The organism is Prauserella isguenensis (assembly GCF_014191605.1).
Lineage (GTDB): Bacteria > Actinomycetota > Actinomycetes > Mycobacteriales > Pseudonocardiaceae > Prauserella > Prauserella isguenensis.
In genome coordinates this window covers 113,554-126,831 of sequence record NZ_JACHWU010000008.1, presented here as the reverse complement: position 1 = coordinate 126,831, position 13,278 = coordinate 113,554, and the positions used below count along the sequence as shown (strand labels likewise).

General features: G+C 72.4%; 12 protein-coding genes and 1 rRNA gene. 11 read left to right on the top strand and 2 right to left on the bottom strand.

The annotated features are described in order from the left end of the window. Positions 1 to 92, top strand: a 5S ribosomal RNA gene (rrf, locus tag FHS23_RS21510); the annotation flags it as partial. Between the two features lie 93 nt (positions 93 to 185). On the opposite strand, the gene FHS23_RS23440 is transcribed toward rrf, so the two are convergent. Next, on the bottom strand, positions 186 to 1,097 hold the full coding sequence (locus FHS23_RS23440) for a hypothetical protein (RefSeq protein ID WP_246382554.1): 912 nt from the start codon (positions 1,095 to 1,097) through the stop codon (positions 186 to 188). 45 nt (positions 1,098 to 1,142) lie between these two features. Here FHS23_RS23440 and FHS23_RS23435 point away from each other — a divergent pair, with 45 nt between their 5' ends. The 8 genes from FHS23_RS23435 to FHS23_RS21470 all read left to right on the top strand — a co-directional run bounded on the left by FHS23_RS23435 (position 1,143) and on the right by FHS23_RS21470 (position 9,423). After that, positions 1,143 to 1,814 (top strand): tetratricopeptide repeat protein, encoded by a 672-nt coding sequence (locus tag FHS23_RS23435; RefSeq protein WP_343054159.1) that lies wholly within the window; start codon positions 1,143 to 1,145, stop codon positions 1,812 to 1,814. Continuing rightward, the gene (locus tag FHS23_RS21500; RefSeq protein WP_343054158.1) at positions 1,807 to 2,820 is read left to right on the top strand and encodes an HAD-IIA family hydrolase; all 1,014 of its coding nucleotides are present in this window, start codon (positions 1,807 to 1,809) and stop codon (positions 2,818 to 2,820) included. The genes FHS23_RS23435 and FHS23_RS21500 overlap by 8 nt, the downstream gene beginning before the upstream one ends. 80 nt (positions 2,821 to 2,900) lie before the next feature. Then, a complete protein-coding gene (locus FHS23_RS21495) occupies positions 2,901 to 3,128 on the top strand; it encodes a hypothetical protein (protein ID WP_183659025.1) in 228 nt (75 codons plus the stop codon). 57 nt (positions 3,129 to 3,185) lie between these two features. Beyond that, complete coding sequence (locus FHS23_RS21490; protein ID WP_183658989.1) at positions 3,186 to 4,007, top strand: TlyA family RNA methyltransferase; 822 nt, start codon at positions 3,186 to 3,188, stop codon at positions 4,005 to 4,007. Positions 4,008 to 4,044: 37 nt separating this feature from the next. Further along, entirely contained in the window at positions 4,045 to 4,968 is a 924-nt protein-coding gene (locus tag FHS23_RS21485) for an NAD kinase (protein WP_183658987.1), read from the top strand. Between the two features lie 74 nt (positions 4,969 to 5,042). Beyond that, positions 5,043 to 7,088: a DNA repair protein RecN gene (gene recN / locus FHS23_RS21480; RefSeq protein WP_343054157.1), complete on the top strand. Its 2,046-nt coding sequence runs from the start codon at positions 5,043 to 5,045 to the stop codon at positions 7,086 to 7,088. 203 nt (positions 7,089 to 7,291) lie between these two features. After that, the gene (gene steA / locus FHS23_RS21475) at positions 7,292 to 8,476 is read left to right on the top strand and encodes a putative cytokinetic ring protein SteA (protein ID WP_183658985.1); all 1,185 of its coding nucleotides are present in this window, start codon (positions 7,292 to 7,294) and stop codon (positions 8,474 to 8,476) included. Next, complete coding sequence (locus FHS23_RS21470; protein WP_183658982.1) at positions 8,473 to 9,423, top strand: copper transporter; 951 nt, start codon at positions 8,473 to 8,475, stop codon at positions 9,421 to 9,423. Before steA ends, FHS23_RS21470 begins: the two co-directional genes overlap by 4 nt. Before the next feature lie 109 nt (positions 9,424 to 9,532). Here the strand turns inward: FHS23_RS21470 and aroA are convergent, their stop codons facing one another. Continuing rightward, a complete protein-coding gene (aroA, locus tag FHS23_RS21465) occupies positions 9,533 to 10,858 on the bottom strand; it encodes a 3-phosphoshikimate 1-carboxyvinyltransferase (RefSeq protein WP_183658980.1) in 1,326 nt (441 codons plus the stop codon). 84 nt (positions 10,859 to 10,942) lie between these two features. On the opposite strand from aroA, the gene pyrG reads away from it, so the two are divergent. Together pyrG and FHS23_RS21455 are read left to right on the top strand one after the other, a co-directional pair. Beyond that, positions 10,943 to 12,640 (top strand): CTP synthase, encoded by a 1,698-nt coding sequence (pyrG, locus tag FHS23_RS21460; RefSeq protein ID WP_183658978.1) that lies wholly within the window; start codon positions 10,943 to 10,945, stop codon positions 12,638 to 12,640. Continuing rightward, complete coding sequence (locus tag FHS23_RS21455) at positions 12,637 to 13,269, top strand: NUDIX domain-containing protein (protein ID WP_183658976.1); 633 nt, start codon at positions 12,637 to 12,639, stop codon at positions 13,267 to 13,269. Before pyrG ends, FHS23_RS21455 begins: the two co-directional genes overlap by 4 nt. The last annotated feature ends 9 nt before the right edge of the window (positions 13,270 to 13,278 follow it).

The window sequence follows — 13,278 nt, the reverse complement described above, 5'->3', positions numbered from 1 at the left end:
CGCCCGGTCCCATTCCGAACCCGGAAGCTAAGCCTGCCAGCGCCGATGGTACTGCACTCGACAGGGTGTGGGAGAGTAGGACACCGCCGAACTTACTTTGCAGTGGGTGGGCCCGCTGGAGCGACTGTCCCGAAAATTACGGGACGGGCGCCCAGCGGGCCCTACACGTATGCTTAATCAGAACTTCAACAGTGGGAGGATCCGTGTCCGACATGAGCGGGCGCGACCGTTCGGGCCGCGACGACCGCGGCCGATCCGAGCGATCCGGAAACGCCGGCAATTCCAGTTCCGGTAACTCCGGCAACCGCGGCCGTGGCCGCCCTGGACAGGGAGGACCGCACGGCCGAGGCCACAACGACGGTGGTCGCGGCGGCGCGGACGGCGGCCGATCCGGAGGCGGGAACGACGACCGTCGCGGTGGTGGCCGTGGCGGCTACGGACGCGGATCCGACGATCGGCGCGGAGGTCGCGGTGACGATCGCCGGGGCGGCTACGGCCGTGGAGCCGGCGAGCGCGGACGCGGTTCCGACGAGCGTGGGCGGGGCGGCCGGGACGACCGGCGGGGCCAGTTCCGCGGCGGGGACGATCGCGGAGACCGGCGGGACCGGCCCCGCGACGACCGCAACCGCCCCGAACAGGACCGCGACGACCGCGGCCGAGGTGGCCGCAACTTCGGCGACCGCAACCGCGGTGATCGCGGGCGGGACGACCGTGGTCGCGACGGCCGGAACGTCGGCGACCGCAGGGACAACGACCGCAGGGGTGGCCGCGACGACCGGGGTCCCCGTGACGGCGGCGGTCGACCCGGCGGGAACCAGCGCAGCAGCAGCGGCGGCGGTGACGCCCGCTCCGGGTACGGCGACCGGCGTCCCGGCGGCGACCGGAACGCGCGGGACGACCGTAACCGGCCGGCCCGAGGCCGCGATGACCGAGGCCGCGATGACCGAGGCCGCAGCGACCGCAACCGGAGCGACGGGAGCTTCGGCGACCGAGGTCGCAGCAACCGCAGCGGCGACGACCGAGGCCGAAGCGACGACCGGAAGTTCGGCGACGGCCGACGCCGCGACGACCGTCGCCCCGAGCGCGGCCCTCGGCACGGCGCGAAGCCCGACGGAAAGCCGGAACGCAGCGGGCCGCGCGACGTGCCGACGGCCCCGGACCTGCCGGACGAGGCCGAGTACGCCATGCTCGACACCGACGCGAGGCAGGAACTCCGTTCGCTGCCGAAGGATTTCGCGGAACGTATCGGGCGGCACCTGGTGGCCGCGGGCCTGCTGGTCGACACCGACCCGGACGCGGCACTCGCCCACGCCCGCTACGCGAAGAAGCGCGCTTCGCGGATCGCGGTCGTGCGGGAGGCGCTCGGACTCACGGCATATCACACCGGGAACTGGTCGGAAGCCCTGTCGGAGTTGCGTGCGGTGCGCCGGATGACCCACACCGACGCCCACATCGCGGTGATCGCCGACGCGGAACGGGCGATGGGCAGGCCGGAGCGTGCGATCGACATCGTCAAGGAGACGAACGTCGCCGGGCTGCCGAAGGAGACAGCGGTCGAACTGAAGATCGTCGAGGCCGGCGCACGCCGTGACCTCGGCCAGCTCGACGCCGCCGTCGTGACCCTGCAGGGTGCCGACCTGGATCCGCAGCGGCCGCAGCCGTGGAGCGTGCGGCTGTTCTACGCCTACGCCGACAACCTCGCCGAGGCAGGTCGCACCGCGGAGGCGGTGCAGTGGTTCCTGCACGCCGCCGAGGTCGACGACGACATGCAGACCGATGCAGCCGAGCGCGCCTCGGAGCTCGCGGGTGAGTGACGCCGCGACACTGCTCGACGTCTGCGACGCGCTGCTGTTCGACCTCGACGGCACCGTGTACCGGGGCGGCGACCCCGTCCCGGGAGCGGCCGACGCGGTCTCGCGGGCACGAGGTCGTGACACCCCGGTCCGGTTCGTCACCAACAACGCCTCGAAGGCGCCGGAGGCGGTGGTGGCGCACCTCGCCGAGGTGGGCGTCCCCGCGACCGACGACGAGGTGAGCACGAGCGCGCAGGCGGGCGTCCGGCTCCTCGCGGAGCGGCTCGAACCCGGTGCGAACGCGCTCGTCGTCGGTACGGACGCGCTCGCCGATCAGGTGGCGGCCGCCGGACTGACGCCGGTCCGGACGGCCGGCGACGGTGTCGCGGGCGTCGTACAGGGTCATTCGCCCGAGACGGCGTGGCCCGTGCTCGCCGAGGCCTGCCTCGCCATCCGCGCGGGCGCGGTCTGGGTGGCGTGCAACGAGGACACGACCCTCCCGGCCGAACGCGGCCTCTTGCCGGGCAACGGCGCCATGGTCGCGGCACTGCGCGCGGCCACCGGCGCGATTCCGCTCGTCGCGGGTAAGCCGGAGACTCCGCTGCTGCGGCTCGCCGCGGACTCGGCGGGGAGCACGCACCCGCTCGTCGTCGGCGACCGGCTCGACACCGACATCGCCGGCGCTGTGGCCGCGGACATGGCCTCGTTGGCGGTCCTGACCGGTGTGGTGACGCCTGCCGGACTGCTGGTGGCCGGACCTGCACAACGGCCCGGATACGTGGCCGCCGACCTGGCCGCCCTCGACGAGCCGGCCTGCCGCGTGGCGGTCGGGCCTCAGGACGGCTGGCACATCGACACCGGTGGGGACACGCTGATCGTCGCGACGGCCGACCTCGCGGGCGAGACCGCCGACCCGATGGCGCTGCTCCGCGCGCTGTGTGACGCCGCGTGGCGCACGGGCACCACTGCCGTACGCCCCGGCGACGACGCGGCGGCCACGGCGTTGGCCGACCTCGGCCTGACCTGACCGCGGTACCGGGCGTCCCGAGCGGCGGTCGTGCCCTGTCGGCGACGGCGGCCCGTGTCGGATCGGATAGCGTTGAGGACGTGCACGACGACAGCCCGGTACCCGGCCCGCCGCAGGAGGCCGGCCAGGACACACCACCGAACCACGACGCGAACGCGGCGCAGGACACCGACCCGCGGGCCGGTATCGACGAGGCCGTCGCCGCGCTCGACGACCTCGAGCAGCTGCCCGTGGCCGAGCACGTCGAACGGTTCGAGGCCGTGCACACCGAGCTCACCGTGGCTCTTTCCAGCATCGACAAGGTGTGAGCATGGCGGCCACAGTTTCCGGCGCGCCGGCGCGCCCGCTCGGGAATCGATCGGGCCATGCCGCGTAGGGCGCGGCTCGACGCCGAGCTGGTGCGGCGCGGGCTCGCCCGGTCGCGCGAACAGGCCAGTGCGCTGATCGGGGAAGGCCGGGTGACCGTGCGTGGCATGGTGGCCGCCAAACCGGCGACGAGCGTCGAGCCGGACGCTCCCATCGTCGTGCGCACCGACGACGACCCCGGTTGGGCGTCGCGGGGCGCCCACAAACTGCTCGGCGCGCTGGAGACGTTCCAACCGGAGGGGCTGAGCGTCACCGGCGCCCGCTGCCTCGACGCGGGTGCCTCGACCGGCGGCTTCACCGACGTGCTGCTGCGCGAGGGCGCGCGCGAGGTGGTGGCCGCAGACGTCGGCCGTGGGCTGCTCGACTGGCGCCTCCGCACCGACGAGCGCGTGGTCGTGTTGGACAAGACCAACGTGCGCAGCCTGACGCCCGACGACATCGGCGGGCCGGTGGACCTGGTGGTCGCCGATCTGTCGTTCATCTCGCTGAAGCTCGTGCTCGGCGCACTCGCCGCCTGCTCGGCCGACGGTGCCGATCTGCTGCCGATGGTGAAACCGCAGTTCGAGGTCGGCAAGCACCGGTTGGGCAGCGGCGGCGTGGTCCGCGATCCCGGGCTGCGCGCCGAGGCGGTGCTCGACGTGCTGGCCACGGCGGCCGACCACGGACTGCAGCCGCGCGGCGTCACGGCGAGCCCATTGCCAGGGCCGTCCGGCAACGTCGAGTTCTTCGCCTGGCTGCGCAAGGGCGGGCCCGACGCCGGCTCCGGCCTGCCGGAGCCGGAGGAACTGGTACGCACCGCGGTCGAAACGGGGCCGCAGTGACGGCGGTGACGGTGACGACGACGGTGAGGGGGCCGCAATGAGTTTCGGGCCTCGGGAAGTGCTGCTCGTGGTGCATCCGGACCGCGAGTCGACGCAGGACGCCGCGCGTGCGGTCGCCGCGCGCCTCGCGGGAGCCGGGATCGGCCTGCGCGTGGTCGACGACGAGGTGCGCCAGCTCGTCGGCAGGGCGGGGGACACGCCGTGCGTCGTGGTCGACCCGGATCACCGTCCCGCCCACGGCACCGAACTGGTGCTCGTGCTCGGCGGCGACGGCACCCTGTTGCGGGCCGCCGAGCTGGCCCGCCCTGCCGGGGTTCCGGTGCTGGGTGTGAACCTGGGTCGCGTCGGATTCCTCACCGAGGCGGACTCGCACGCCCTGGCCGACACGGTCGAACGCGTCGTGCGGGGCGCGTACCGCATCGAGGAGCGGATGACGATCGACGTCACCGTGACCCGAGGCGACGAGGTCGTGGCCGCCACGTGGGCGCTCAACGAGGCGAGCGTGGAGAAGTCCACCCGTGAACGCATTCTGGACGCGCTGATCGAGGTCGACGGGCGGCCGGTCTCGGCGTTCGGCTGCGACGGCGTGCTGTGCTCGACGCCGACCGGGTCGACGGCGTACGCGTTCTCCGCGGGCGGCCCCGTGGTGTGGCCCGACGTCGAGGCGCTGCTGGTGGTGCCGAGCAACGCCCACGCCATGTTCTCGCGCCCGCTCGTCGTCTCCCGCGAGTCGGTGATCACGGTCAGCGTCGACCCCGACGGCTCGCCCGCGGTGCTGACCTGCGACGGCCTCCGGCACATCGAGCTCGACGCAGGCATGCAGGTACGGGTCGTGGCGGGTTCTGTTCCCGTGCGGCTCGCGCACCTGTGGGACGGGCCGTTCACCGACCGGCTGGTGCACAAGTTCTCGCTTCCGGTGAAGAGCTGGCGGGAACGGCACGACCGCGGCGACCCGAGCTGACCGGCCCGCCGGGTACGTGACGTCTCACCCCTGCGCACTCCCGGCTGTCGGTGGCTGCCGATACGGTGGTGCCCGTGCTGGCCGAGATGCGAATCCAGGGCCTCGGAGTGATCGAGGACGCCCTGCTCGAACTGCACCCGGGTCTCACCGTCGTCACCGGTGAGACGGGGGCGGGCAAGACCATGGTCGTCACCGGGCTACACCTGTTGTCGGGTGGCCGGTCGGAGGCGTCGAAGGTGCGCGCGGGCGCGGCCAAGGCGACCGTCGAAGGGCGCTTCGAGGGCATCGGCGCCGCGGGCGACGGGGCTGCCTCGGGCGACCGCGCGCCGACGATCGTGACCGACGCGGGTGCCGACATGGACGAGGACGGCAGCGTGATCGCGCTCCGCTCGGTCGGTGCCGACGGCCGGTCGCGGGCCCACCTCGGTGGCCGGTCCGTGCCGGTCGGTGTGCTCGGCGACCTCGCCGAGCAGCTGATCGCCGTCCACGGGCAGAACGACCAGCTGAAACTGCTGCGCTCGGCGGAACAGCGCGCGGTGCTCGACCGGTTCGCAGGCGACCCCGTCGCGACGCCGCTCGCCGAGTACCGGCGGATCCGTCGCGAGTGGCTCGACGTGATCACCGAGCTCGAGGAGCGGTCGTCGCGCTCGCGGGAGCTGGCGCAGCAGGCGGACATGCTGCGACACGGCCTCGCGGAGATCGAGGCGGTCGCCCCCGAACCCGGCGAGGACGGCGACCTGACCGAACAGGTGAAACGCCTGTCCGCGGTGGACGAGCTGAGGGAGGCGGCGTCGGCCGCGTCGGCGGCCGTGTCCGGGGCCGTCGACGGGGAACCCGACCAGCCCGGCGTGCTCGGGCTGCTGGCCGACGCGCGCCGCAGGCTGTCGGCGGCCGACGACGCGGTGCTGCGCGATCTGGAACCGCGTTTGGCCGAGGCGGCGACGCTGCTGTCCGACGTCGGAGCCGAGCTCACCGGCTATCTCGACGGCCTCGAAGCCGACCCGGAGCGGCTGGAGCAGATCCTCGCCAGGCAGTCCGAGCTGAAGAAACTGACACGCAAGTACGCCGCCGACGTCGACGGTGTGCTCGCGTGGGCGGAGGACGCGCGGGAACGGCTGGCCGGTCTGGACACCTCCGACGAGGCCCTCACCGCGCTGGCGGCCCGCCGCGACGAACTGGCGGCCGAACTCGCCACCCATGCGGAAGCGGTGAGCACCGCGCGACGCACCGCTGCGGCCGAGCTCGCGGACCGCATCACCGGCGAGCTGGCGGGCCTGGCGATGGGGCAGGCCGAAATCGAACTGCTGGTCCGTACCAAGGCCGCTGACGAGACCGATCCACAGGCACTGAGCGTGGCGGGACAGCGCCTGCACGCGGGTCCGGACGGTGTCGACGAGGTCGAACTCGTACTCAAGGCTCACTCCGGGGCGCAGCCGATGCCGGTGCACAAGGCGGCGTCCGGCGGCGAGCTGTCCCGGGTGATGCTCGCCATCGAGGTCGTGCTGGCACACGCCGACCCGGTGCAGACCCTCGTGTTCGACGAGGTGGACGCCGGCGTCGGCGGCCGCGCGGCGGTCGAGATCGGCAAACGGTTGGCCACGTTGGCGCGCACCCACCAGGTGCTGGTCGTGACGCACCTGCCGCAGGTCGCGGCGTTCGCCGATCGGCACCTCGTCGTGGACAAGGCCGCGGCCGACGGCATCACGCGCAGCGGGGTGACCGTGCTCGACCCCGAGCACCGCGTCGACGAGCTCGCGCGCATGCTGGCCGGCCTCGACGACAGCGAGGCGGGCCGGGCGCACGCGGAGGAACTCATCGGCACGGCGGACACGTACAAGTCCGACGTCGCCCGCGACGCCGGGGACACAGGCTCCCGCAGCGGGGGCTCGAAGAGCGGTGGGCCGAAGAGCGGTGGGCCGAAGGCCGCAGGATCCGGCAGAGGGTCGAAGGCGGCCGGTGCGAAGGGCGGCGGTCCGAGGGGCGCCGGTTCGAAGGGCGCCGGTTCGTCCTCCACCGGACCGAAGGGCGGAACGACATCCGCCGGGTCGGGCACCGGCGGGTCGGAGACGTCCGGAAAGTCCGGCTCAGGGAAGAAGTCGGGCGGCGGCGCCCGGACGTGACCCGTCCGAAGTGGATCTTCACGGTCTCGCGGTGGTGAGACCGGACCGCTGTGCCTACGCCCGCCCGTCCCGTCCGAACCTCGCCGACGACCCGCCCGACGCCGGCCCGGTGGTGTGATCCGCGGCGCGGATGGGGGTGATCGTCGTCCGTTCTCGGCGCGTCGCCGCCGTTTTCCGCGGTGTCGTTTGCCAGTATCGACGACATGAAACTCTCCGGCTTGCTCACCCGGGCCAAGGAATCCCTGCCCGGTATCAGCGGAGTGGCACGTGTCGACCGGCGCACCCGGGAGTTGTTGCGGCGGGTGGGTTCCGGGGACATCGTCGTCATGGACGAGGTCGACATCGACCGCGCCACGGCGGACGTGCTCGTCGCGGCCGAGGTCTCCGCGGTCGTGAACGCCGCACCGTCCATTTCGGGTCGTTTCCCCAACCTCGGCCCGGAGATCCTCGTCGAGGCGGGTGTTCCGCTGGTCGACAACGTCGGCTCCGACGTCGTGCAGCGGCTCAAGGACGGCAGCAAGGTGCGCCTCCACGAGGGCACGCTGTACGCCGGGGACGAGGCGATCGCGTCCGGCACGGTGCAGACGGCCGAGAGCGTCGCCGACGCGATGATCGAGGCCAAGGCCGGCATGTCCACGCAGTTGGAGGCGTTCTCCGCCAACACGATCGAGTTCCTCCGGCGGGAGCGCGCTCTGATCCTCGACGGCGTGGGTGTGCCCGAGCTGCGCCTGCAGCTGAAGAACCGGCACGTGCTGGTCGTCGCGCCCGGCAACGAGCACGCCGAGGACCTCAAGGCGCTGAAGAAGTACATCAACGAGCACCGGCCGGCGCTGATCGGTGTGGACGCCGCGGCAGACACGCTGCGCGAGCTCGGCTACACCCCGGACGTGGTCGTCGGCGACCCCAGCGCCATCGGGGCGCAGACCCTCAAGGAATGCCACGAGGTCGTCGTGCCCGCACAGCCGGACGGTTACGCACCGGGTGTCGAGCGCATCCAGGACCTCGGGATCGGGGCCGTGACGTTCCCGGCCTCGGGTAATCCGGAGGACCTGGCGCTGCTGCTGGCCGATGCCCACGACGCCGGCCTCGTGGTGACGATCGGATTCCAGGCCACGCTGCGGGAGTTCTTGGACCACGGTCGGTCCGGCTCGAACCCGTCGACGTTCCTCACCCGGCTCAAGCTCGGCACGAAACTCGTCGACGGGAAGGCCGTCGCCACGCTGCACCGCAATCGTGTGTCGATGAGCGCCGTCGTGCTGCTGGTGCTGGCCGCGCTGGCGGTGGTCGCGGCGGCGCTACTGGTCTCCGACGTCGGCAGCGTGTACGCGGACTGGTTGCGCGACACCTGGAACTCCTTCGCGTCCTGGGTCAGGGGGCTGTTTTCGTGATCTCGCTGCGGTATCACATCGTCTCGATCGCCGCGGCGTTCCTCGCGCTGGCGATCGGCGTCGTGCTCGGCTCGACCGCGTTGAACGGGCCGTTACTGTCCGGACTGTCGGACGAGCGCGAGGACCTCGCCGGGCAGGTGAGCGACCTCGAATCGCAGCGCAACTCGTTGCAGGCCCAGCTGTCCGACGCGGACGCGTTCGCGGGCTCGGTCGGTGGCAGCGTGGTCGACGGGCTGCTCGGCAAGCGGTCGGTCGTGTTCATCACCACGCCGGACGCCAGCTCGGCCGACCGGGACGCGCTGACCGAGCGCGTCGAACAGTCGGGTGCCGAGGTCACGGGCGAGGTGCAACTGACCGAGGCGTTCACCGACCCCGGCCAGTCCGATCAGCTGCGCGAGATCGCCACCAGGCTGCAGCCGTCGGGTGCGCAGTTTCCGACGGCGGGGGATCCGGGCACGCTCGCCGGCGCGCTCGCCGGGTCGGTGTTGCTGCTCGACGGCGAGAACGCGAAACCGCAGGCGTCCGGTGACGAACGACAGGCCGCGCTGTCCGGGCTGACCGACAGCGGGTTCGTCAACCCGAGCAAGAAGTCCGTGAAGCCGGCCCAGCTGGCCATCGTGCTGACCGGCGCCGGGGAGACCGGCGACGGTGCAGGTAACAAGGCGGCGACGATCGCGCGGTTCGCGGCCCAGCTCGACCGTTCCGGCGCGGGTGCCGTGCTGGCCGGCCGGGAGGGCTCGGCGGGCGGCGCCGGTGCCGTCGGTGTCGCGAGGGCCGACACGGCGGTGACGTCCGTGCTGTCCACGGTGGACAACGTCGGATCGCACTCCGGCCGGATCGCCACGGTGCTGGCACTGCGTGAGCAACTCGAAGGCGACACGGGCCGCTACGGCACTGCGGGCAACGCCGAGGCCCCGGCACCGGGCGTCAACCGGGAGAGCCGCTGACGTTTCGGCACGTCACCGCTCGGCGTCCGGGCGTACCGCAGTGCCCGGACGTCTCGGGACACGGGGTCCTCAGGATCCGCCCTCGAGGAGCCCTCGTTCAGGGGGTCCTTCAGGCCTCGCCGAGCACGGCGTGCCACGCGTCGACGAAGCCGGGGAAGGTCTTGCCGACCGTGGCGGGATTCTCCACCTCGATCCCGGGCACGCGCAGGCCCAGCACCGCGCCGGCCATGACGAGCCGGTGGTCGTCGTAGGTGTGGAACGTGCCCGCGTGCAGCGGCGCCGGGGTGATGACCAGCCCGTCGGCGGTCTCGGTGACGTGGCCGCCGAGCGCGGTCAGCTCGGTCGCGAGCGCGGCCAGCCGGTCGGTCTCGTGACCGCGCAGGTGCGCCACGCCCGAAATGCGTGACGGGCCGTCGGCGAAGCACAGCATCGCCGCGACGACCGGTGTCAGCTCGCCGACCTCGTGCAGGTCGAGCTCGCGACCGGGCAGCAGGCCGTCACCGGTGACGCGGAGGAGCTCGGAGCCGTCGGCGGCACGTTCGAACGCGGCTTCACCGCCGAGTTCGGCGACGAGGCTGCGCAGCCAGTCACCCGGTTGGGTGGTCTCGCGCGGCCAGCCCGCGATGCGGACCGTGCCGCCGGCCACCAGCGGTGCCGCGACGAACGGTGCCGCGGTCGACAGGTCCGGCTCGACGGTGTAGTCGGCGAGCGTCAGTGTCGCGGGCGGGACGTGCACCTCGCGACCGCTGCGCTCGGGGTTCGCGCCGAAGCGACGCAGCATGTCGAGGGTCATGGCGATGTGCGGCTCGCTGGGGACCGTGCCCACGAGCCGCACCGTGACGCCGCGTTCGAACGCGGGAGCGGCGAGCAGCAACGCCGACAGGAACTGGCTGGACGCCGACGAGTCGAGGTCGACCTCGCCGCCGGTCAGTCCGCCGTGCCCCCGGACGGTGAACGGGGGAGCGCCGGGCTCGCCACCGCCGTCCCGGATGTCGGCCCCCAGCTCGCGCAGCGCGCCCAGTAGCGGCGACAGCGGCCTGCGGCGGATCGCGGCGTCACCGTCGAAGTGGACGGTCCGCTCGCCCAGTGCGGCCAGCGCCGGCGTGAATCGGGCCACCGTGCCCGCGTTACCGAGCGTCACGGTGGCGTCACCGATGCCGGGGGTGAGTGGGCTGACGCGCACCCCGTCGGACGCGTGCTCGGCACCGGCGCCCAGGGCCGCCAGCGCGTCGAGCATCAGGCGCGCGTCCCGCGAATCGAGCGGTTCCCGCACCAGCGTCTCCCCGGTCGACAGGGCCGCGAGCACGTAGGCCCGGTTGGTGATGGATTTCGACCCGGGTACCCGCACGGTCGTGTCGAGCGCGCCACCCTTCGCGCGGCGCGCCGTCGGTGCGGTCCAGGTGGAGGCGGTGGCTGCGGGGTCTTCGGTGGACACGGAGCCACTGTCGCACGTGCGGCGCCACGCGGCGCGTGAGGCGCCTGCGCGCGAATCCGTGAGTGTGAGTTAAGGTGGAAGCCCGTGGGACTTCAGCCGCGGACAACCAAGTACGTCTTCGTCACGGGAGGCGTCGCCTCCTCGCTCGGCAAGGGGCTTACCGCCTCCAGCCTGGGCCAGCTTCTCACCGCTCGTGGACTCCGCGTCACGATGCAGAAGCTGGACCCGTATCTCAACGTCGACCCCGGAACGATGAACCCGTTCCAGCACGGTGAGGTGTTCGTCACCGAGGACGGTGCCGAGACCGATCTGGACATCGGGCACTACGAGCGCTTCCTCGACCGCGACCTCTCCGGTTCGGCCAACGTGACCACCGGGCAGGTGTACTCGTCGGTGATCGCCAAGGAGCGGCGCGGCGAGTACCTCGGCGACACGGTGCAGGTCATTCCGCACATCACGGACGAGATCAAGGCGCGCATCATGGCCGTCGCGGACGGCGACGGCAGTGGCCAGCGCCCCGACGTCGTCATCACCGAGGTCGGCGGCACCGTGGGCGACATCGAGTCGTTGCCGTTCCTCGAGGCGTGCCGGCAGGTGCGCCACGACGTGGGCCGCGACAACTGCTTCTTCCTGCACGTCTCGCTGGTGCCGTACCTGGCGCCGTCCGGCGAGCTCAAGACGAAGCCGACGCAGCACTCGGTGGCCGCGCTGCGCAACATCGGTATCCAGCCGGACGCGCTGGTGTGCCGCGCCGACCGCGAACTGTCCGACGAGGTGAAGAACAAGATCGGCCTGATGTCCGATGTGGACAGTGAGGCCGTCGTCGCCTGCCCGGACGCGCCGTCGATCTACGACATCCCGAAGGTGCTGCACGCCGAGGCTCTCGACGCCTATGTGGTGCGCAGGCTCGGCCTGCCGTTCCGGGACGTCGACTGGACGGTGTGGGGGGACCTGCTCGAGCGCGTGCACAACCCGAACGAGACGGTCCGGGTCGCGCTGGTCGGCAAGTACATCGACCTGCCCGACGCCTACCTCTCGGTGACCGAGGCACTGCGGGCGGGCGGATTCGCCCACCACGCCAAGGTGAAGATCGTCTGGGTGGCCTCGGACGACCTGCTCACCGAGTCCGGCGCGGCCGCGGCGCTGTCCGATGTGGACGGCGTGTTGATTCCCGGTGGTTTCGGCGTCCGCGGTATCGAGGGCAAGATCGGCGCGATCAAGTTCGCGCGGGAGCGCAAGATCCCGGTGCTGGGGCTGTGCCTCGGACTGCAGTGCATGGTCGTCGAGGCGGCCCGCAACCTCGCGGGAATCGAGGGCGCCGACTCGTCCGAGTTCGACCCGGTCGCGGCTCACCCGGTGATCTCCACCATGGCCGACCAGAAGCAGGTCGTCGCGGGGGAGAAGGACATGGGCGGCACCATGCGGCTCGGCGCCTACCCGGCGAAGCTGCAGACGGGTTCGCAGGTCGCGGCCGCCTACGGTGAGACGGAGATCTCCGAGCGGCACCGCCACCGCTACGAGGTCAACAACGCCTACCGGGACCGGCTGGCGAAGGCGGGACTGGTGTTCTCCGGCACCTCGCCCGACGACCGGCTCGTCGAGTTCGTGGAGCTGCCCGCCGAACAGCACCCGTTCTTCGTCGCGACGCAGGCGCACCCCGAGCTCAAGAGCAGGCCGACCCGCCCGCACCCGCTGTTCAGCGCGTTCGTCAAGGCGGCGGTCGAGTACCACACGGCCGAGCGACTGCCGGTCGAGCTGCCGGAATCGGCGGGCGCGCGGTGACCGAGCCGGGCACGCACGAGTTCGACGTGGTGTCCACGCGGGACATCCACATCGGACGCGTCGTGGGGCTGCGCGTCGACGAGGTGGCGATGCCGGGCGGTGCGACGGCGCGGCGCGAGGTGGTGGAACACCTTGGCGCCGTGGCCGTCTGCGCTGTCGACGACAACGGCGGTGTGACGCTCATCCACCAGTACCGCCATCCGGTGCAGGACAGGCTGTGGGAACTGCCCGCGGGCCTGTTGGACGTCGACGGTGAGGATCCGGTGGACACCGCGGCGCGTGAGCTCGTCGAGGAGGCCGGACTGGCTGCGGCGCGGTGGGACACGCTCGTCGAGGTCGCCGCGTCCCCGGGCTTCACCGACGAGGTGGTGCGCGTCTACCTGGCGCGTGACCTCACGGCGGTGCCGCGGCAGGCTCACGGGGACGAGGAGGCGGATCTGACGATCACGACCGTCCCCCTGGACGATGCGGTCGGGATGGTGCTGGCGGGCGAGATCGTCAACGGGGCCAGCGTCGGGGGCATCCTCGCGGCGCACACCGTCATCGCCGGGCGGCGCTCCCCGCGTGGGCCGCACGCCCCGTGGCGGCACCGGCCGATGACGTTCGCCGAACGGCTTCGCGACGACTGACGCCCGGCC